This is a genomic window from Acidiphilium iwatense, from assembly GCF_021556475.1.
GTDB lineage: Bacteria > Pseudomonadota > Alphaproteobacteria > Acetobacterales > Acetobacteraceae > Acidiphilium > Acidiphilium iwatense.
The window spans coordinates 1-19611 of sequence record NZ_JAKGBZ010000041.1 but is presented as its reverse complement, the minus strand read 5'-3'; the positions used below and the strand labels follow the sequence as shown (position 1 = coordinate 19611).

General features: G+C 62.1%; 17 protein-coding genes. 8 read left to right on the top strand and 9 right to left on the bottom strand.

The features are described from left to right. Positions 1-102: 102 nt before the first annotated feature. The 6 genes from L2A60_RS16095 to L2A60_RS16070 all read right to left on the bottom strand — a co-directional run bounded on the left by L2A60_RS16095 (position 103) and on the right by L2A60_RS16070 (position 3361). Positions 103-420, bottom strand: a complete 318-nt coding sequence (locus L2A60_RS16095; protein ID WP_235705470.1) for a helix-turn-helix domain-containing protein — start codon at positions 418-420, stop codon at positions 103-105. Next, positions 413-787 carry a type II toxin-antitoxin system RelE/ParE family toxin gene (locus L2A60_RS16090; protein WP_235705469.1) on the bottom strand — a complete coding sequence of 125 codons (375 nt, stop codon included), beginning with the start codon at positions 785-787 and terminating at the stop codon, positions 413-415. The genes L2A60_RS16095 and L2A60_RS16090 overlap by 8 nt, the downstream gene beginning before the upstream one ends. Positions 788-898: 111 nt before the next feature. Further along, the gene (locus L2A60_RS16085) at positions 899-1261 is read right to left on the bottom strand and encodes a hypothetical protein (protein WP_235705468.1); all 363 of its coding nucleotides are present in this window, start codon (positions 1259-1261) and stop codon (positions 899-901) included. 10 nt (positions 1262-1271) lie between these two features. Next, positions 1272-1982, bottom strand: coding sequence for a hypothetical protein (locus L2A60_RS16080; protein WP_235705467.1), 711 nt, complete (start codon positions 1980-1982; stop codon positions 1272-1274). Further along, positions 1979-2833 (bottom strand): P-loop NTPase family protein, encoded by an 855-nt coding sequence (locus L2A60_RS16075; RefSeq protein WP_235705466.1) that lies wholly within the window; start codon positions 2831-2833, stop codon positions 1979-1981. The genes L2A60_RS16080 and L2A60_RS16075 overlap by 4 nt, the downstream gene beginning before the upstream one ends. A 3-nt stretch (positions 2834-2836) precedes the next feature. Continuing rightward, positions 2837-3361 carry a hypothetical protein gene (locus L2A60_RS16070; protein WP_235705465.1) on the bottom strand — a complete coding sequence of 175 codons (525 nt, stop codon included), beginning with the start codon at positions 3359-3361 and terminating at the stop codon, positions 2837-2839. 275 nt (positions 3362-3636) lie between these two features. Between L2A60_RS16070 and L2A60_RS16065 the strand changes: the two genes are divergently transcribed. The 6 genes from L2A60_RS16065 to L2A60_RS16040 all read left to right on the top strand — a co-directional run bounded on the left by L2A60_RS16065 (position 3637) and on the right by L2A60_RS16040 (position 10487). Further along, positions 3637-3990 carry a hypothetical protein gene (locus L2A60_RS16065; RefSeq protein WP_235705464.1) on the top strand — a complete coding sequence of 118 codons (354 nt, stop codon included), beginning with the start codon at positions 3637-3639 and terminating at the stop codon, positions 3988-3990. Beyond that, complete coding sequence (gene mobF, locus L2A60_RS16060; protein WP_235705463.1) at positions 3990-9119, top strand: MobF family relaxase; 5130 nt, start codon at positions 3990-3992, stop codon at positions 9117-9119. The genes L2A60_RS16065 and mobF overlap by 1 nt, the downstream gene beginning before the upstream one ends. An 80-nt stretch (positions 9120-9199) precedes the next feature. Continuing rightward, complete coding sequence (locus L2A60_RS16055; protein WP_235705462.1) at positions 9200-9496, top strand: plasmid mobilization protein; 297 nt, start codon at positions 9200-9202, stop codon at positions 9494-9496. Further along, positions 9493-9717: a hypothetical protein gene (locus L2A60_RS16050; RefSeq protein WP_235705461.1), complete on the top strand. Its 225-nt coding sequence runs from the start codon at positions 9493-9495 to the stop codon at positions 9715-9717. The genes L2A60_RS16055 and L2A60_RS16050 overlap by 4 nt, the downstream gene beginning before the upstream one ends. 21 nt (positions 9718-9738) lie before the next feature. After that, the gene (locus L2A60_RS16045; RefSeq protein WP_235705460.1) at positions 9739-10140 is read left to right on the top strand and encodes a cell wall hydrolase; all 402 of its coding nucleotides are present in this window, start codon (positions 9739-9741) and stop codon (positions 10138-10140) included. Beyond that, positions 10137-10487 (top strand): hypothetical protein, encoded by a 351-nt coding sequence (locus L2A60_RS16040; protein ID WP_235705459.1) that lies wholly within the window; start codon positions 10137-10139, stop codon positions 10485-10487. Before L2A60_RS16045 ends, L2A60_RS16040 begins: the two co-directional genes overlap by 4 nt. A 76-nt stretch (positions 10488-10563) precedes the next feature. On the opposite strand, the gene L2A60_RS16035 is transcribed toward L2A60_RS16040, so the two are convergent. After that, on the bottom strand, positions 10564-11106 hold the full coding sequence (locus tag L2A60_RS16035; RefSeq protein ID WP_235705458.1) for a hypothetical protein: 543 nt from the start codon (positions 11104-11106) through the stop codon (positions 10564-10566). A 453-nt stretch (positions 11107-11559) separates the two neighbouring features. On the opposite strand from L2A60_RS16035, the gene L2A60_RS16030 reads away from it, so the two are divergent. Then, positions 11560-12720, top strand: coding sequence for a class I SAM-dependent methyltransferase (locus L2A60_RS16030; protein ID WP_235705457.1), 1161 nt, complete (start codon positions 11560-11562; stop codon positions 12718-12720). 219 nt (positions 12721-12939) lie between these two features. After that, complete coding sequence (locus tag L2A60_RS16025) at positions 12940-14415, top strand: glycosyltransferase family 61 protein (RefSeq protein ID WP_235705456.1); 1476 nt, start codon at positions 12940-12942, stop codon at positions 14413-14415. 75 nt (positions 14416-14490) lie between these two features. Here L2A60_RS16025 and L2A60_RS16020 read toward each other — a convergent pair whose 3' ends face one another. Together L2A60_RS16020 and L2A60_RS16015 are read right to left on the bottom strand one after the other, a co-directional pair. Continuing rightward, a complete protein-coding gene (locus L2A60_RS16020; RefSeq protein WP_235705455.1) occupies positions 14491-15249 on the bottom strand; it encodes a class I SAM-dependent methyltransferase in 759 nt (252 codons plus the stop codon). Positions 15250-15280: 31 nt separating this feature from the next. Continuing rightward, positions 15281-19285, bottom strand: coding sequence for a glycosyltransferase (locus L2A60_RS16015; RefSeq protein ID WP_235705454.1), 4005 nt, complete (start codon positions 19283-19285; stop codon positions 15281-15283). Between the last annotated feature and the right edge of the window lie 326 nt (positions 19286-19611).

Sequence of the window (19611 nt, the reverse complement as noted above, 5' to 3'; positions counted from 1 at the left end):
CGCAAGAAAAGGCGATCCCCCATTGGTGCTTCCAGTCTGGTTTAGAACAAACAAAGAACATAGCCCCCCAATAGTCGATTGGGAAGCGGCTGAGGGGCGGACCTACGCGACCGTGCCAAGCCCATGCTTGGCGACCAGCGACAGCAGCTTAAGCGATGCGCCTTGCGGATGCTTCTCGCCCCGTTCCCACTGACTGATGAGGCCGGTCGTGACATTGAGATAGCGAGCGAATACAGCTTGGCTCGCCCCCTCGCGTTCCCGCAAGCTCCGGATTTCTTCGGGGGCGAGCGGGCGCACGGGTGTCAGGCACGCCTCGTCAAACTTGCGCATCGTCTGCTTGTCCATGACGCCGGCCGCGTGCAGCCCTTCGGCTGTTTCGTGGATCGAGGCCATCACCGGGCTGCGATACTGCTTAGTCATTGCACATCACCTCCATCATGGTGCCGTTCGCTATCGCCCTTGCCAGGGCCTCATCGTCGTAGGCCATCGTTTCGGCGGCGAGCAGCTTGAAGGCCGCCAGTTCGTCGTCACGAATGTTGTCCTGTTCGTTCTTGGCAAAGCCGTGAACGAAAAACGCCCTCTCGCGCACGCGGAACAGGATGATCGTACGAAAGCCACCCGACTTACCTCCGCCTTGCCGGGCGACCCGTTGCTTCACGACACCGCCCCCGAGGTCGGCATCGATCAACCCCCGCGAGGCGTCTGATATCGCCGTGCACAGCAGGGCATCCGTGATTCGGGCTTTTCGGGCGAACCTCGCAAAAGACTTGTTTTTGAATACCCGCATAGCCTCCTTGTTTTTTTGGCCCATAGGGCATCATTAGGTTAATGTATAGCACCGGGTGTGGTAGAAAGGCAAGACGCTTGGTGAAGTGACCAGGCTTGTTTTTTATGGAATTTAGAGGCGCAGCCGCCGTTGCCACCGGTTTAGTGACTCATCGATCAACAATGAGGCTCGCGCGACGGCGACTAGGCCGAGGCCGCCGACAAACCCCACCACTTGAGGGCGCCACATCGAGGGCGCCATGGCGTGATTGAGCAATGTCATCACGACGACGAAAACGCCGAGCCAGAGAAACAGCCAGCGAAACCAGAGGACGAAACGGAGGAGCACGACCGCCGTTTCGATGATCACCACCAGCACAAACCGAATGAGGCCGCGCGCCAGACCGAGCATGAACCGGCCGATCGATGCGACTGCCCGCGCCAGGAATCGACGAGGCGAGAATGGTGCCTGGATGATGAGATTCCGGCCGGTCATGGCATCGGCGTCAGCTATGCGCGACGGTTTGGCCGAGTGGGCCAAGCCAAAGCCAGAGATGACAGGCGGTGCGGCTGTCCTGATGCGCGACGTTCTTGCCGTGGCAATCGACCTGCATGGTTTTAGTGATGCCATTGCCGAGCATGAGTTGATGCCATTGATGCAGCCCGGCCGGCCCTTGCCCCTTGAGAACGGCTTGTTCGGCCGGCCCCGAGGCGGCGATCGACGACGCGGCTTCATTGTATCCCGTCCGATCGCCGAGCCAGTAGCCCAGGCCGAGACCAACGGCGAGGATCAGGATGGCGCTGACCGAGCCGAGCGTGATGGTGCGCCACCAGATCATGCGTGACATCGCCGCGAGCTTTTGTTCGGCCGAGCGGGCGATCGACCCGACGATTTGGCGGGCCGTATCCGCATGGGCCGCTTCGACCTCAGCCTTGGCCGATTTCACGATGCCATTGGTCATATCGACGAGCGCATCCCGCGCCTGCCGCACCGCGCTGAAATCCCGATCGATGTGCATCCGATGCTCAGCGATCGCCTGGTTATTCGCCGCGATGATTTCGGCGTGAGAGATCAGCGTGGCCTGGACACCCCGGACCAGATGCACGAGCGGGTCATTTTGCAGGCGCGAGAGGCTGATGGCCTCCTCCAAATCGGCAATCGCCTTTGTTACCGCCTCAAGCCCTGGACGGGGCGGGGTTGGCGGCATGTCGTTCATGGCAGCCAGGTTGCGATCGGCGCGAACGCGTAATCCATGTGATCGAGCCATTGGCGGATGCGGGCGCGGTCGAACGGACCGAGGGCGGGTTGCACCAGGGCATCGCGGGCTTCGATGAAGGAGATGCGGCGTTTCTCGATTTCAGCGGCGGGGATCAGCCGCGGAAACCGCACGACGGCCGCGCCGGCATCGACGGCTGCACGGAACACGCTATGTCCCTGGACACCGGCAAAGCCGGTTTTCAGATCGACACCCGGCCCGAGCAGCCCCTCATTGAGAACCAGCACGGTTGCCGCCGGTGAAAACCCCCGATTGCGCAGCGTTGCGAGCGGGGAGAGGTCATCGGGTTGCGGACCCAGAAGATAGGCGACCACCAACTCCGCCCCGGCGTCATGGACGAGATCGGGCATGTTCGGCACTTCATCGGCGAGCTGGACCAGGGCGGTATCACCACCACCGAGATCGATCAGCGCGGATATGTGGTTCGTCATCGTATTGCCGATGATTTTCTGCAACCATTGCACCGTGCCCGCGTCATCGAGGATTGGGGCACGGATGACGCCGCTCAGGTAGCTGGTCAGGGTGGCATTGGTGCGGTCGAGATCGGCGAGGGCGACCGGGCTATCGGATGACGCGGCCCGTTCGCCGACCCAACGGATCAAGGTGGTTTTGCCGGTCCGCCCGCGCCCAACCACGAGCCAGCATTTCGCGCGGCCGGACAGGTCGAGGGAGGCGACCGGCAGCGGCTTATCGCGGTCGAGATTCGATGATCGCTGTATGCCGACATAGACCTCTGGGATCTCCGGCTCGACCGTGGCGGGCGTAGGGGATTTTGGTCTGCGTTCGGGCACGGATCACTCCTTTGGCTTCAGCGGCGCGGCGGATCGGGCGGCAGCAGCGGACAGAGAGGCTCTTGCGTCATTGGTGGTGCGTTCGGCATCGGTGACGACCGCCGACTTTGGTTGTTGATGGCGCAAGCGGATTGTCGGCAACGGCTTATCGAACAGGTCATCCGGCGCAATCTCCGGTTCGATATCGACGAACCCACGCCGGTTGCCGGGCAACGGTGCGGAAGCCGGCGCAGGTGCGACGGCTTCCTGCCGAAGTGCAACCGGGGCGGCAGGCGGATGTTTTTCAACATATTTCCGGGCGCGTTCCCAGTAGCCGCGAACCGTCCGAGGTTTGAGTGGTCGATCACCCGCCGCCCTGAAACCGGCTTGGGTGAAGCGTTCGGTGACAAAAGCCCAGTTGATTCGATGCCGCTGGATCAGCGCGCGCATTTCATCGTGATGGTCGATCATCCACAGCAGCAGCGGCGCACGCGTCGCGACACCCATCCCTGAAACCAGATCGCCAACGTCGATCGTCTCGTTTCCCATACCTCATTTTCATTCACACGGTGCCGTTTTGTCAATACTCGCCAATGCTATGCCAATCATCTGCCATACTTTCACGATTGATTCTGTCTATGAAGTGCCAGTATTCCGCCAAATGTCCGCCATATACACGACAAAAAAAGCGCCATATATCTGCCAAATAAACGCCCAAATTACGCCACAGCAGGATAGAGTAGGTATTCTACAGACCATTGCACCTATGGAGCTTGTGTCAGATGGCGCAATGAGGCTACGGTTCGGCGACAGGAGGTATCGGCATGGCGGCCCTTTCGGCGGACCCGGAAACCAGGATCGAGGCGCGGCTGGACGCGCTGACCCAGGCATTGCGACTGATGATCGAGACCCAGAATACGCATGGCGAGATGCTGGCGAAGCTGATCGAGCTGGCGACGCCAGCGGAGGAGGCGAGCCCGCTTGAGGAGTCATTGGCTGAGATCGCCGCCGCGTTGCGCGATCAGACGGCGGCCTTGGAGCGGATCGGGGCGACGATGGAAGGGATCGGCGCGGAGGTCGAGGCCGGGGTGATGCGGGGCCTGGCGACCGCGCTTGAGGGCGATGACCAGGCGGAGCCGGAGGCGCCGAAACCGACCGCATCGGAGGGCGCGGACTGATGCTGACATTCCGTGCCGGCGCTGCGTCTCCTTCGTCGGGTGGGGCCGGCAAGATGGCGGATCACCTGATGAACATGACCCTGCCAGCGACCGAGCAGGACATGGCGACCTACTACCAGCGCGGCATGGTGTTCGAGGGCGGAATCTGGAAACCCGGCACCGCGCCGGCCGAGAGCAACCAGGCCGCCACGGCTTCGGACGCGGCCCGGCCGGGTACGATCCCGGAGCCGCGCCGGGACATGGACCCGGCGGTTGCCGGAAAACTCGGGATCGATGTCACGCGTCCCCTGAGCCGCGACGAGATCGCCGAGCTTCTGGCCGGCAACCGCGCGGACGGTGAGAAAATCGAGGGCAAACAGTATCAGCGCGCGGTGGTGCCCCTGGCGGAGATCTTCACGCTCGACCCGATGCGGTTGCCGACGCGCGGCGAGCTGGAAAATCTGCTTGCGGGCAAGCGGGCGGATGGAACGGCGTTGCCGGCGATCGAAACCGAGGCGGCGCCGGAGCAGCGCCAGACCAAGCCCGAGGCGACCGACGATGATGATCACGACGCAGCCCTGGCCGCCGAGGCAGCTGCGCTCGCCGAGCTGGGGAGCGCGTCTTCCGGACCGCCGACCTGGCTGGACGAGCCGCCGCCTGCCGAAGCAGAGGCAGGGCCGGTTGCTGGCGATCGCGGAGACGATCGTGACGCCGCGCTGACGGCGGAGCGGCTTGTGGATGCGGATCGGGGCGGCGAGGCGGCGTTGCCGCCGCGCGGACCGGCGGCCGAGGAGACGCCGGCCGAGCCGCGCGCGATCGACGTTGCGGCGGCCTTCGATGCCGCTGGCGTGCCCTATCGGAGCAGCGGGGGCCGGCTTCGCTTACAGGCGACCTGGCGTGGCGTGGACAGTTGGACGGTCTCGGTCAATGCGACGACCGGGCAATGGCGGGACTTCGCGGCCGGTGAAGGCGGGCGGTTCGAGAGTCTGGTCCGCCGGCTGGGGGTGAAGGCGGAGGCGGTTGCGCTCGACCCCGAGGCGGCGAAGGCCGCGCGCGAGGCGGAGGCCCGGCGCAGCGCGTTCCGCAAGGGCGTCGCCGGCAAGCTATGGACGGATGCGACGCCCGGCACCGGCGAATTGCGGGAACCGCTCTTGAGCGGATCGGCCGGGCAGAAGATGCGGCAGCGTGCCGAGTACGCGGCTCGGATTGCCGATGCCGAGGCGATGTGCGCGACGGCGCGGGCCTATCTGAGCGGGCGCGGCCTCGATGCCGGCTGGTTGATGGATCATGTGCGGCTGGTCCGGCCGCACGCGAATTACGATGCGCGCGAGATCGGGGCGGGCGCATCCGTGGTGCTGCTGACGCCGATGTATGGGCAGGACGATGCCGGCGCGGTCCGGCTGACCGGGGTTCAGCGGACCTATCTGACCGAGGCCGGCGAGAAGATCGGCCGGCGGATGCTGGGTGCGTCCGGCGCCTGGTTGTTGCATCCACCGGCGGGCGAAGCGGTCGCAATCGGTGGCCAGGATCGGGCCTGGGTTGCGGGCGAGGGGTTCGAGACGGTGGCGAGCGTGGTTCAGGCGACGCGCCAGGCCGGGGTTGTCGGCTACAATGCCGGCGGGCTGATCGCATGGGCCGAGCAGTTTCACGGGTCGACGCCGATTGCCGTGCTTGCCGATCGCGACAATCCGCGAATCTTCAACGGTCGCGATGTCGGCGAGACCGGGCAGAAGGCGGCGGCAAAGGCGGTTTCGCTGATCGAGGCGAATGGCGGCGAGGCGGTCTATCTGGAACCGCCGGCTCGGGTCGCGGGCGGTGCGAAGGGCGCCGATTGGGCTGACGCCTTGCGCGAGGCCGCGCGGGACGGGCTGCGCCAGGTGCTCGCCGAGGCCGAGGCGTCGAGCCCGGCCGATCGGGCGCGGATCGAGGCGAAAGCTGCACCGGCCCGGCTGGCCACTGCGCCGGAGCCCGCAACTGAGCCGGCGCCGGCAGAGACCGCGCCGAGCACGCACCCCGAGCTGGTCCGGCTTTACAAGGCGCTGGGGGCGAAGGACGGGCGGGCGCTGACCGAAGCGGAACGCGCCGACATCCTGGACGGCAAGCGCGCCGATGGCGCGGCGCTGGACACCGCGGAATGGCGCGACGCGGTGAACCGCTCGAAAACCCCGATCGGCTATCTCGATTTTACCTTCTCGGCCGACAAGAGCGTTTCGCTGGCCTGGACGTTCGCGCCCACCGAAGCCGAGCGCAACCAGCTCGCCCAGGCGCACAAGGACGCGGTGGCCGCGACCATGGCCGAGATCGAGCAGGTTATCGGCCAGGCGCGCAAGGGCAAGGGCGGCCAGGGCGGCACTGAGCAAGGGCGAATCGGCTGGATCACCTTCGATCACTACACGGCCCGGCCGACGCTTGAGATCGCTCGGCAGACATCGGACGGCAGGACGGAAACCGAGATCGTCCCGGTGAAAATTGCGGGCGATCCGCAGCTTCATACCCATGTCGCGGTGCCGAATCTGATCGTCACCGACAGCGGGCGGGTGGTGTCGCTCAACACGATGCGGATGCACGGCCGCATCCATGAATGGGGCGCGATCTATCAGGCGCATCTGGGCCAGAATCTCCGCCGGCTCGGTGCGCGTGTCGAGCTGGACCGAACCACCGGCGCGGCGCGGCTCAGCGCCGTGCCGGAGGCGATCAGAGCTTCGTTCAGCAAGCGGACCCGTGACGCGCTCGCCGACGCGAAAACCTACGCCGCCTCGGTTGGCGCCGATTGGGAGCGGATGTCGGCCGACGAGCGAATCAAGCTTTTGAAAGGCGGCGCCTTCGCCAGCCGGACCGCCAAGGCGGACGATTTGAGCGACTTCGCGAGCTGGCGGCGCCAGGCCGAGGCGCGCGGCTATCGGCACCAAAGCGTGCTGCGGGGCGAGGCCCCGGCCCGGCCGCTCGCCGAGACCGCCCGGCTGGACCTCGCCTATGAGACGGCCGCCCGTGTCCTTGGCGACCAGTTCGAGCGCCGCGCGGTGATCAAGGGCGAGGCCGAGCGGGTTGCCGCCGCGCGCGGCCTGGTCGCGGCGGGGATCAAGGACGGCACGGACGTTGACCAGGTGATCGCCCGCTTGCGGGCGAAGGGCGTTCTCGAGACCGGGGTTGCCGGTGCCGCGCGCAAGGGCAGCGATCCGGCGCGCACGAAGATCATCGCGGTTCAGACCGAACGCGAAGCCCCGGAGAACCCCGGTGTCACGATCACCGAAACCAGGCTGACCACGCGCGCGCATGTCGCGCAGGAGAGCGCGCTGGTCGAGCTGGCGGCGACGGCCGGCCGGGACCGGCGCGGCACGCTCAATCCGGCGCAGATCAAGCGGGGGATCGCGGCGAGCGGTCTCACCTTCGCCGGCGAGCATGGCGCCGCCCAACGCCGGATGATCGATCATCTCGGCATGGGCGGCCGGTTCGCGGTGGGGATCGGCGCGGCCGGCGCTGGCAAGACGACGCTGTTGAAGCCGCTGGTCGCGTCCTGGCAGGCGCAGGGCTCGGATATCCATGGCATCAGCCTTGGCTGGCGCCAGGCGCGCGAGCTGCGCGAGGCCGGGTTGAACACCGACGCCGAGAAGGCGGGGCGCGATACGATCGCGGCGGTCTCGGTCTTCATCAACCGGGTGGAGAGTGGCCGGCTCGACCTCACCAACCGCAGCGTGGTGGTGATCGACGAGCTGGGGACGATCGGCACCCGCCAGATGCTTGAGCTGTTGCGGCTCCAGGAGCGGCACGGGTTCCGCATGGTGGCGATCGGCGATCCGCGACAATGCCAGTCGATCGAGGCCGGCCAAGTAATCGGCCTTCTGGAAAAGGCGCTCGGCAAGGTGCCGTCGATCGAAACCACGGTGCGCCAGACCAACGAGCGGGCGCGCGAGATCGCCGGCTTGCTGCGCCAGGGTGGCGCCGAAGCCGTCGGCAAGGCGCTGGAGATGAAGCGCCAGGACGGCACCGCCGAGATCGTCGCCGGCGGTTATCGCGAGGTGATCGAGCGGGCGGCCGATCTATGGCGAGAGCGGGTTCGGGCGAACGCCGACCGGCCGCGCTACACGCTTTCGGTCAGCACGCCGACCAACGAGGACGCCCGCGCGATCGGCGAGGCGATCCGGCACCGGCTGCAAGCAGCCGGCGCGCTGGGGCGCAACCGGATGACGCTGGCGGCGATCGACAAGAACACCGGCGAGCAATACGCCATGCCGATCGCGCCCGGCGAGAAGGTCCGGCTATTCGCGCGGACCAATGCCGCGATGCTGGACGGCGGCAAGGGCGCGATCGGCGACAATGGTTCGATCCTGGAAATCGCCAGCATCCGGCGGGCGGGGCTTGTGCTCCGCACCGACAACGGACGCGAGGGGTTCGTGAAGTGGGAGACGCTGGCCGACACGACGAGCGGCCGGATGCGCCTCGCCTACGGCTACGCGATGACCACCAACACCGCGCAGGGGATCACCACCAGCGAGCACATCTTCGTCACGCCGGGCGGCTCGCAGACCACGGACGGGTTCAAGACCTATGTGTCGGGTTCCCGGCACCGCGAGCGCGACTATTGGCTGACCTCGGAGGGCGCGGAGCGCCAGGAGATCGCCGGCCGCCGGCCGCTGGGCGATCCGCGCCCGATCCGCGCGCACGATATCTGGACCAACTGGACCCGCAACATCGCGCGCCTGCCGGAAAAGACCAATGCGCTCGATATCGTGCGGACCGCCGAGGCGGGCCGACGCCAGGCGGCGCGGGATTTCCTCAAGGGCTTAGCCGAAGACGAGAGGCGCCAGGCTTCCGGCGCGCGCGCCGACCTGCCCAGGCGGTTCCAGCAAGCCCGTATCCGAGTCACCGAGCAGGGCCGCCTGACCGAGAGCATGGCCCGCGTTGCCCGCTATCGTGAGGCCGCGATGGCGCGGATCGAGCGGGCCGCGCCTTCCGTGCGGGAAGCGGTCGCGGCGAGTTGGGAGCAGGCGCGGCCGGTGATCGAGGCCGCGCACACAGCGGCGCGCGAGAGGTTGCGGGCCGCACTCGCCGCGCAGCGCCGGCGCGAAGATCGGCTTCGGGCCGAGGATCGCCGGCAGGCCGAGGCAAGGAAGGCCGAGCAGCAGAGCCAACGGCGCGGACGGGGACGGTAGTAGGGAGGAATCGCGCTTGATGGCAGCGATTCGTGTATGTATATATACATCTGCATATACTGATGCAGAGGAGCCCAATGATGGCAGCGACATCGCGATTGATGGTGCTCATGTCGCCGGAGGAACGCGCGGCACTGGATGCCAAGGCCCGCGCGGCCGGCATCTCCGCCGGCGAGCTGTTGCGGCGCGGAGCCGCCGCCTATGAGATCGGCTCCGAAGCCGAAGCGGCCGAGCTGCGGGCGCTGATCGACCTGTTCAACGAGACCCACCCCGAGACGCTGCGCCGGCTGGACGAGAACGAAAAGGCGGTTGCACGGATACTAGCCGAGATCAGCGCCAGCCGTGCGGCGGAGCGCCGTGAAGCGCAATCCGCATGAGCCTTTATGGTGATGCGATCGCCGCGATGCGGCGGGTGGTGCTGATCGATGAGCGCGTTATCCGGGCGACCGACCAGCTCCGTGACGTCAGCGCCGAAGTGCAAAGCCTTCGCGATCGTGTCAGTCGCCTCGAAGGCATGATCACTGGACTGACCGCCAGGGAGACGGCCGGACCGCCATCGGCACAGCGCCGGAAACTGCCCCGCTCGGATAACACATGATCGTGCCACAGCAGGCCGAGGATGCTGACACAACAACAGCTCGCCAACATCATCTTCAACGAAACCCAATCGTTGAGCGGGACAGGAATCGAACAAGCCAGGATCAACATTGCCATGACGATCCTCAATGCCGAGAAAGCCGGGCAACGACGGCCGATGACGGCGCCAGACGCCGCTACGGTGCCGCCCGCCGTGGCGGGCATCTATGCCGATTGCCTGAAAGCCGCTCAGCAGGCGATCGCGGATTGGAAGCAGGGGCAAGACCCGACCAACAGGGCGACCCATTTCAATTTCCGGTCTAATCTCTCGACAAGCCCATTTTTCGGCTTTCGCCTGCATACCCAACTCGGGCCGTTTCGGAACTCCTATCCGACCCCGGCACTGCCGGCATCCGGCATCTACGCCAACACCTACGGGAAATGATCAGGATGCGCTGGCAGCAATTCTGTGCGGCGGTCGCGGTCGCCGGCGTTACAACGCAATGCCACGCCGCCCAGCCATATACCAAAGATGGCTGTTTTCCGGTGCGCGGCGAATTAAGCGCCTGGAACGGCACGCCGAGCCTCCGGATCACGGCGGACAATCAAACCTATGGCATCGTACCCTCCGGGGCGCATCCCGTGCCGGAAGCGATCACCAAAACCGTCGATTTTGATCATTCCCTAATCGGGCGGTTTACAGTCTGCCGCCTTGGTCAGGCCAAGCCAGGCGGCATGACCTATGTTTGGGTTGAACACGCCACTAATCTGGAAACGGTGCCAGCACCGTAAGCCCGCATTTCCCAGATGTCCGAGCGATTTCGTGACAGCGGGCTGAATTAGGAAGTGAACGAAATAAAATAGAAAGTCACGGACTCATCATGATTTTTTTAGATGTAGTATTAAATTGCAGCGTGCCAAATGTCGCGAGAGACATGCACTGGTCAGGTTCGCCATCAATGGAAATACCGCAACCTTTTATCAAAGTAATAAAATATTTTATCTTATCACTATTATGGCACGCAAAATTGACGCATCGAAGCGCTTCGACCAGGAACTCTGCTACAGCAGATTTGTCATTGAGAGCGTTAGTTTTAATATCTTCCTGATATTTTTGAACAAAATTATATAAATTACTCCAAACGCTTTTAACTGAATGGTCGTTGATATTCACTTGGATTGCCAACAATAAGCCTAACTCGCTGTAATTTTCTGGAGAAAGATCAAGCTGTTGTTGCGTGAGAAAGTTAAACAGCTGGGCGGCCGGATCTTCCTTCGACTGTTTTGCGACCCTTTGTGCCAAGGACCACATTTTTTTCAATCCACCACTGAATTCGGTAAGTGCGGAAGACGACATTGGGCCTCCAATAGGTTGTTTTTCCGAAACCCTCTGAGCCTGATGGCCGGTCAAGCCAATTGGACGGAAATTGATCCGAGTGTGCTTACATCGCTTTCATGTGTGGAACAACGTGATCACGTTTAGGGCCTGAGCTTGAACAAGCGATTCGGCACGAAAGAATCGGAATGACCGCGAAAACGCAAGGATCGAATCGGGCGAACTCAATATCCAGCATGCCGATTTCCACGGAGAATGGAACTACACAATCAGACCAAGAAAGGCCAAATTATGATGCGATTATCCGGGCTCAGACCCTAGGACGTCGCCCTCTCACGGCGATAACAGGGGTTCGAATCCCCTACGGGACGCCAGAGTCAGCATCCATTGAAAATCCCGAAAGCGGCAAAATCGGCCTTATTTCTGCGCGAGGCTACGGGAATTAAGTTCTTCTCAATTTTGTGATCCGCCTCTATTCTTGGATGGGTTTTGGGCGGATCGGCCGCGCCACCCGGAGATGTCTCACGCATGCCGGCTCATATCGACCTGCCGCACAATCCAATCGAAACCCCTGTTATCGCAATTGCCGGCTGGGTCGCGGCGCAAACCCCGCCCCGGTCCATCACGGTCGCGGTGAACGGCACGACGATCCCCCACGAACTGGCAACCCGGCCCGACGTTCGGGATGCGATGGCGGATTTCGTGTTTACGTCCGGGGTAACGGCTATGGCCAATCTTCTGTCCCTGCCGCCCGCCACACGGCTGGACATCGTAATCGACGCCGATGGTGATCGGGCCGCGCGGCGGATGGAGGTGGCGGATGCGTTATACGCTCATTGGTCGGATGATGGTGCGATCCGCGCGGCAAATCGGGCATTCTGCCTCGCCCGCCTGATCTGTCCCGCCCGCCGCGCCGGCACCGCGTCGCTCGACATCAGACCGCGCGCGATCAGGTGCCGTGCCTGCGGCACGGAGTTCGCGCAGAACGGCACCGCGCTGGACATGATTTCGGTCAAGCTGGCGATCGAGGCGAATCTGGTTTCAAGCGCGAATGTTTCGGCGAATCCCTATACGCCGGAAGCTCTGGCGCTCATCGAACGGGTTACGTCGCGTGGCGGGGTCGTGCTCGATTGCGGCGCCGGGTCCCGGCCACTGCGAATGAAAGGCGTGGTGAATCTCGAGATCGTCGATTACGCATCGACCGATGTTCTCGCGATCGGCGAGGCACTGCCCTTCGCCGATGCGAGTTTCGATGGCGCTTTGTCCCTGGCGGTGCTGGAGCATGTCCGCGATCCGTTTCGTTGCGCGCGGGAATTGCTGCGAGTGGTCAAACCCGGCGGCGAATTACTGATCGACGTGCCGTTCCTTCAGCCGGTACATGGTTTTCCGCACCATTACTACAACATGACTGCCCAGGGGTTGAGCAATCTATTCGGCGATGGCGCGCGGGTTCTGAGTTGTGTGGTCCCGCCGCACGGCCATCCGATTTTCGGCGTGCAATGGCTGTTGCGCGACTATCTCGCCGGCTTGCCCGCAGATGTCGCGGCGGACTTCGGCGCGATGACGGTGAACGATATCGTCGCACTCAACGCCCCTGCGTTTCTTGGCGATCCCCGCGCGCATATGTTGAATCCCGACGCGCAAACGACCGTCGCATGCCTGAATTCGCTGCACATTTGGAAACTTTAGTGGCTCCGAATATCATTGTGAGACGATAATGTAACCAAAAATTCATTTTTTGAAAATTCAACTTTGAAAGGCCGTTTCTTGGAGTCACCATCCCTCTTGCCGATCAGCCAGATGTTCCTCGCTGAGGAGGAATGCGCATCGGCGACTCATCTGAATTTGCCATCCGTCCTCGTTCACACCAATGCATTCGCGCTTGGGCTCGGCCAATTCGCAAGGCACATGCTGCACGCCACCTATCCGGCACGGGAATTGCGGTTTGAGCCGATCCGTCTCGGTCGTCTGCCGGTCGGCACGGTATTGCATGCTGGCCATAATTTCTGGGTGGAGCACGCCGGACGACTTGCCATCGAACAAGTGAACCCCCTGATCGGGAACTGGTCGGCTCTCCATGCGGATATCGCGAAGTTGCCATTCGGCTCCGAGAAGATCGCGCAACCCTGCGTTCTAGCGGCGCGCTATGGCGACGTGACCTGGGGACACTGGGTCGGTGAGATCCTGCCGCGGATCGTGATCGCCGAAGCGATGTATCCGGGCCGGTTCAGTTTTGCCATGAATGCCAACATTATCGATCCCACGATTGATGGAGGCTACGCCACAGCGGTTCTACAGTCGCTTGGTGCCTATGGGATCAACCAGGATCGCCTGATCGGGTTGCGTGCCGATCGTCACTATCACTTTGATACGCTATTCGCCGTTGCCGATATCTGGTCTGTCGCTGGAATCCATCCGACCGCAATCGACGTGATGCGATCCCGGTTGCCTAAGGTGCAGACAGAAAATCCTGGACGCAAGCTTGCGATTCTGCGCCGGGATGCGTCGACCCGAAACATCGCCAATCTGGCGGATATCGAGCAGGTGCTCGATCGCGAGGGCTACACCATCGCCGATCCCGCGCGTCTGTCCTTTCAGGCGCAGGCTGATCTATTTCGTACAAGCGACGATTTGTTCGGCGTGCTCGGATCTGGCCTGATTGGTTTGATGTTCGCACCCGACAATGTGCGGGTGGCGAGCGTAGCACCGGGGAGTTGGCCGGATGCCTATTTCCATATTTTCATGCAGCACCGCAATGCGTCCTATGCCGATCTGCGCGGCCCCGCACTGTGGACCGGCGAGGGTCTTGAACGGGATGCACCGTTCTTGGTCGTGCCTTCACATTTTGAATCTGCACTTATGACGTTGTCGCAACCGGAATCAGTGCAATCGCCTGGTGGCATGACTAAGATCGGCGACGTGACAATACCCCGCCGGCTGGGACAGACACTGGCAGACATCGATTTTGCCGAGGCTGGAAAATCTCAGCTATATCAGCGTGAAGGATGGTCGTTTCAGGAACCGCAGCATGTTTGGGCGGTTGGCCCGCGAAGTGTGATCGTATTGCCGGACGTGGATTTTGCCGCGGCGGCACTGCTGGAACTCGATGTGTTCGCCTTGACCGACCAATCCTGTCTGATAGCACGGCGACTTGAGGTATTCCTCAACGGTACAAGCCTAGGTGGTGCAGATATCGCGGCCCATGCCACAATTTCACTGGTGATTTTGCCAGGTTGCCTGCTCGCCGGTGCAACGAACATCCTCGAATTCCATCATCCGCACTGCCTTTCCCCGCGCGCTCTCGGGTTTGGGGATGACGACCGCCCGCTTGCGTTTGCTTTCAAACGATTGCGACTGAGAGCTTCAGCAACGAAACGCATTTGATAAAAACTCTTGCAAGCGGGCAATTTACAAGAAAATTTTTGAGGCTGACTAGATAGCTGGGAAAGACTATTGAAGTTAGATGGTTAGGGAGCGCCGGCACAGAATCAGCACATCCTGATGATTCAGGGCAAAGGTCGGAAACCATGCCTTAATTTCGAAATCCTTCGTCCAATGCTCCAAAACATAAGGCATTTCATGAAACGCGGCTCCATAATACGAAGGAAGCGCTTCTTCGAAAGCGTTCTTGCCGACGACGTGAAAGAAACCCCTTGCCTTTATCTCGGCGGAAAAATGCGCCGACGCATCATTCATGCCCAGTTCGATCAGTGACCTCGCATAGTCGTCGATCACCTTCGCGCCATGGATCGACGCGATCAGCAAGCCGCCCGATTTTAGCATTCGCGCGAGTTCGGAGAGCCACGCGAACTGCACGTCTTCCGGCAAATGGGTAAACACGCTATGCGACAGGATAAGATCGACGCTTCCCGACGCGACCTGCTGCGCGGGGGGTAGATCATCCAATGCATGGGCGGTGACGCCGGAAACATTTTTCGCCAGCCAGTCGGTCGCCTCCTTGTCCGGGTCGAGCCCAATCAGGCGCTGCGCGGGAGTAATCTGTTTTCTTAGATAACGAATGGCACGGCCGCAGCCGCATCCGAAATCGATGATCGTATGAAAATCCTGGAACATCATCCCCTGGCTCGCCAGAGCCTTGGACCATTCTCCAACCGTCAGCCTGCCGGATTTGTCAAACCAATCCTCATCCACACTACCACTGACACGGCCTCGCAGGGATTCGGGCGGCATCGGATCGATGTATTGAATATTGATCATGTCAATTATCCTGCTGAGCCGAGTGCTACGATTACGGCGCCGCCGCTTCGCATAGGACCGAGTGGCGCGACAGATTCGGATTGTAGTAAGGATCGCGCTCGATCATCGCGCGCCAGCGGTGCGAAAAGCGTTCGGTATCCAGCGCATCGGCGGCAATTCGGGGCGCGCTGCGCGATTCGAAATGCCGCAGCCGGGCGAACGGCGTGTAGACGACCCGAGCGCCGGATTCCAGGCTGCGCAGGCAGAAATCGACATCGTTATAGTCGATCGGGTAATGTTCGTCGAAGCCGCCAACCCGATTGAACAAGGTTCGGGTGAAAGCCATGAAAGCGCCAGTGACCGCCGAATAATTGCGCATGACATGGGTGAACCCGTTATAGCCGACATGACCGTCGTTCGCTCCTACGAAGACGTGGCCGGCGGCGCCGTTCAAGCCGAGCACGATCCCCGCATGCTGAACCGTGTCGTCTGGGTAAAGCAGCCGTCCGCCGGCAATGCCGACGCCGGGCAGTTCGAGCGGTTCGAGAATCGCTTCGAGCCAGCCGGCATCGAGCGCTTCCATGTCGTCGTTGAGCAGAACGATCCGCTCGGTGGCTGCGGAAGCGATGGCAAAATTGGCCTTGGCCGCGAAGTTGAACGGAGTGTTGCCACGCCGATGGGTGAGAATGTCGATCCGGCGGTCGCGTTTGGCGAGGACATTGGCCATCGCCTCGCCGCCCTCGTCGATCACCAGCATGAGGCGGAACGGAATTCCGGGATCGTGACGCAGGATAGTGTCGATGAAATGTTCGGCATAGCAGACCCGCGCACCGCCGGCGTAACCCTGAGCAAAACGCGTCAGCATCAGCAAGGTAACTGGCTCGTCCGGCAGAACCGGACGAACCCGGTAACTGCCGGTGAAGGCGCCAGGCTCGACCGTTCCGCGCACGCCAAGACGCTGGAGATGTTCGGCGACGGCCCGGCGGCCGGCGGAGTCCGCCTGCGGCTTGGCCTCGGCGCTGGCGGCCGCCGAACGATCGGCCATGCGCCAGTGATAGAGCGCCGACGGAACATGCTCGAAGCTTGCTCCCGCACTCGCGGCGCGCAGCGCGAAATCGTGATCCTGCGCGCCGTCATAGGCTGGGCGATAGCAGCCGAGTTCGAGGAATGTCGATTTGCGCACGCATAGGCAGTGCAGCACATACATCACGCTCATCAGATGCTCGGGCGCGAAGTCGGGTTTGAAATAATGATCGCCGATTCTGCCGTCGGGTAGAATCTTATCCTCGTCGCAGTAGCAGAGATCCGGCGGCGCGGGTCCACGGATGCGGGCGTCATAGGCGGCGAGCAGGCCCGGCGCGAGACGATCGTCGTGATCGACCATCACGACATAAGGTGCCGACGAGATCATCACCGCCTGGTTGGTCGCTGCTGAAATGCCGCCATTACGGTCGCCGAAAACAATGCGGATGCGCGAATCGCGCTTGCGCAGGTCGTGCAGCGCCGCGATGGTCGCTTGGCTCGTCGAGCCATCGTCGGCGACGCACCACTCCCAGGCGGTGACCGTCTGGGCGCAGAGATCGGCGTAAAGATCCTCCAACCAGCCCGTTTCGGTATTGTGAGTGGGCGTGACGATCGAAAACGCCGGACGCACCAGTTCCTCGGCGACGCGCGGCGGAGGCGGCGCATTCCGTGCCGTGACGTGCGGCAAGGCCAGCAATTCGTCGCGCGGCGAGGCGATTACCGGCAAGAATCCGGTCAGATCGACGCCGAAAGCGCAGCGCCGTTCGAGAACGCCGCGCAGGGTTTTGCCGACGGATGCAGCCGACAACCTCTCCGATAAATCGCCGCACAACTCCGCCATGGTGGTGCGTGCCGAGGCATCGCGTTTTTGAAATTCGTGCAGCTTGTCGACGATCGCCTCGATATCCGGTTCGAACCAGATTGCATTCGCTCGATAGGGGCCGAGTTCGGCACCGACCTCGACCGGCCTGCCTTGGATCAGGAGCGGATAGCCCTCGCCCAGCAATTCGCGCGCGCCGGCGTAATCCGAAACCAGGGCCGGCACCCCAAGCACCAGGGATTCGAAAATATTGAGACCGAATCCCTCGCTCCGATGCGGCGAGAAATAAAGATCGGCGAACGATTTCAGCACCACGAGGTCGGGCGAATCGAAAACCGCATCAATCACCAGCGTATTCGCGGGCATGTCGTGGATCAGGCTGCCGCTCGTGTCGCGCGAGTGAGTTTTCAGCACGAACAGAAACTCGTCGGGTGCTTCGGTCGCAAGGCGCGTGGCGACCGCGCGAAAAACGTCGATGCCTTTGCGAGCGGTGTAGGATGATGCATCCATCACGAACAGCACGATGATTCGGCTTTTGTCGGACTGGCGGCGCCCATGCTTGATGGCCTGGATTCTCTCGATCCAAGGGTTTTTCTGCGACCGTTCGCGCTCCGCGATCAGCCCGTCGCGGTCGACGACATAGGGCACCACTTCGATCGCCCGTTCGGTGATGGCAGCGAACGCCTGTTTGCAAAACTCGCTCGGCGTGATGATGAGGTCGAAAGCGCCGAGAACGGCGTTCCATTCCGGCCGTGCGACCGGCATTTCCCAGACCCATGCGCCGATATTGACCCGCCTGTCGAACAGCGCGCTGCCATAGCGATCGAGCAGAGTGGCGATATGGTCCGGGTTGAGGCAGATGAAATTGTACCCGAAGCGGAGACGCTGCGGATCGAACAGGTCGAAAACGCCGCCCGGTCGGGTAGCACCCGAGACATCGTATTCGTCGACCATGATCCCGGCTGCGATCATGGCGTCACGATAGCCGCGCGCGGCAGCACCAAGGCCGCTCGATGCCGAAAGCGCACCAAGCAGATTGACCCCGCCGGTCTGCCAGAAGCCAAGATCTTCGAGATGCAGGCGCCGCCCGCCGAACAGATTGGTGCCGGGCGTCAGGCGCTGCTCGCGCAGGCCGAAGGTGCGCCAATGCCCCGCGAGCGCCTTCGGCGTCGCGTAGTTGACGAGATCGGGATTGGCCTTGAGATAGGCATCGGTATCGACCGTGCATTGGACTGCCGGGGGTTCGACCGATCGCCATAACGCCTCGTCGATCATCGGACGCGGCGCGGCATTCGGCTGATCGTAGAGAAAGGCAGCGGTTGCCGCGGCGCGGTCAAGGCGGATTTGACGCGATGTCGGGCGAGGAGTCTCTGCCAGAGCCTTGCGCAACGGGGTGCCGGGCGAACGTTCGGCAAGCGCCATGAGCGCCGGATGCGGCAGCCGCCCCTCGCGATCGCCGAGCACCATGAAATGTTCCAGGCCGGAGCGGATCGCTCCCTGCCGTTTCAAAGCATGGGCATCGGGATAGACCGTCAGGTAGAAATTCTCGTCGAACCACCAGAGCCGCGCGCCGATCTCCGGCTGACCAGACAGAATGAAGTCGCGCTCCGCGCGGATCGCACCGGCATGATTCGGCTGATCGCCATCGAAATAGGGCAATGTTCCTGTGGTAACCGGATCGTCCTGGCCCGCGAAATAGTCGAAACCCGAACGAAGCCGCCCGGCGGCAATGGCGGCTGCGATATCAGGATGCGTTGCGCGATACTCCTCCTCCGAAAACAGGCCACTCGGTGAAATCCCTTCCTCCGCAGCGCGTTCAAGGTAGAAGACGAACAGCGCATAATCGCTCAGCAAAGGAATATCCTGAAAGCGGGATTTATAGAGGGTTTTGAACGCCCATGGCGAAAACCATCCATTGGGAACGAAACGCTCGGCCGCAGGAAGGTCGAAATAAGCCTTGATCGCCGCCCCGCCTGTGATCCTGACATTCAATAGGCCGGTAAGGCGTTGCACGACATATTGCAGATCAAATTGCAACGACGGCCTTCGGCCTTCCGCGACACCGTAATCCCAGAAATGTTTCGCCACATCGAAACTATGGTTCGATTTTACGATTTCCCTGATATCGACATATTTGTTTATATAATAATGGCGATCGAACACATAGGAGGGAATTGGTTCGTCTGCTTGCCCGGCATCAGCCAAGCCATCCATGGATGATGGCACGAATTTGACCGGAAGGCTGGTAACATTCGCTTCTTGTATTGTTATATCTTCGGCAAGCGCGCGAGATTTATTGGCTCTCGCACTCCTGGATGGCACTGTTTTCTGTCCTGCACGCCCCCCACGAGGTGAAGCGTCGGTATCGGTAGGAACCATCCGTATCGATCCTTTTATGGCTCAAAGCCAACCAGCCCGGTTAGAGGTCATATCCTATCCAAGCAATAGGTTGCATCGGGTCTTGATCCTAATCAACAAAAAACTTCAACTATAACCATTTTATAGCAAAATTTTATTTTTTAGGACAGACATTAAGACCA

What these genes read in the sequence shown, in the direction of transcription:
- L2A60_RS16095 (WP_235705470.1), bottom strand. Translation starts at nt 420, where the DNA reads ATGACTAAGCAGTATCGCAGCCCGGTGATGGCCTCGATCCACGAAACA.
- L2A60_RS16090 (WP_235705469.1), bottom strand. Translation starts at nt 787, where the DNA reads ATGCGGGTATTCAAAAACAAGTCTTTTGCGAGGTTCGCCCGAAAAGCC.
- L2A60_RS16085 (WP_235705468.1), bottom strand. Translation starts at nt 1,261, where the DNA reads ATGACCGGCCGGAATCTCATCATCCAGGCACCATTCTCGCCTCGTCGA.
- L2A60_RS16080 (WP_235705467.1), bottom strand. Translation starts at nt 1,982, where the DNA reads ATGAACGACATGCCGCCAACCCCGCCCCGTCCAGGGCTTGAGGCGGTA.
- L2A60_RS16070 (WP_235705465.1), bottom strand. Translation starts at nt 3,361, where the DNA reads ATGGGAAACGAGACGATCGACGTTGGCGATCTGGTTTCAGGGATGGGT.
- L2A60_RS16065 (WP_235705464.1), top strand. Translation starts at nt 3,637, where the DNA reads ATGGCGGCCCTTTCGGCGGACCCGGAAACCAGGATCGAGGCGCGGCTG.
- mobF (WP_235705463.1), top strand. Translation starts at nt 3,990, where the DNA reads ATGCTGACATTCCGTGCCGGCGCTGCGTCTCCTTCGTCGGGTGGGGCC.
- L2A60_RS16055 (WP_235705462.1), top strand. Translation starts at nt 9,200, where the DNA reads ATGGCAGCGACATCGCGATTGATGGTGCTCATGTCGCCGGAGGAACGC.
- L2A60_RS16050 (WP_235705461.1), top strand. Translation starts at nt 9,493, where the DNA reads ATGAGCCTTTATGGTGATGCGATCGCCGCGATGCGGCGGGTGGTGCTG.
- L2A60_RS16045 (WP_235705460.1), top strand. Translation starts at nt 9,739, where the DNA reads ATGCTGACACAACAACAGCTCGCCAACATCATCTTCAACGAAACCCAA.
- L2A60_RS16040 (WP_235705459.1), top strand. Translation starts at nt 10,137, where the DNA reads ATGATCAGGATGCGCTGGCAGCAATTCTGTGCGGCGGTCGCGGTCGCC.
- L2A60_RS16030 (WP_235705457.1), top strand. Translation starts at nt 11,560, where the DNA reads ATGCCGGCTCATATCGACCTGCCGCACAATCCAATCGAAACCCCTGTT.
- L2A60_RS16025 (WP_235705456.1), top strand. Translation starts at nt 12,940, where the DNA reads ATGCTGCACGCCACCTATCCGGCACGGGAATTGCGGTTTGAGCCGATC.
- L2A60_RS16020 (WP_235705455.1), bottom strand. Translation starts at nt 15,249, where the DNA reads ATGATCAATATTCAATACATCGATCCGATGCCGCCCGAATCCCTGCGA.
- L2A60_RS16015 (WP_235705454.1), bottom strand. Translation starts at nt 19,285, where the DNA reads ATGGATGGCTTGGCTGATGCCGGGCAAGCAGACGAACCAATTCCCTCC.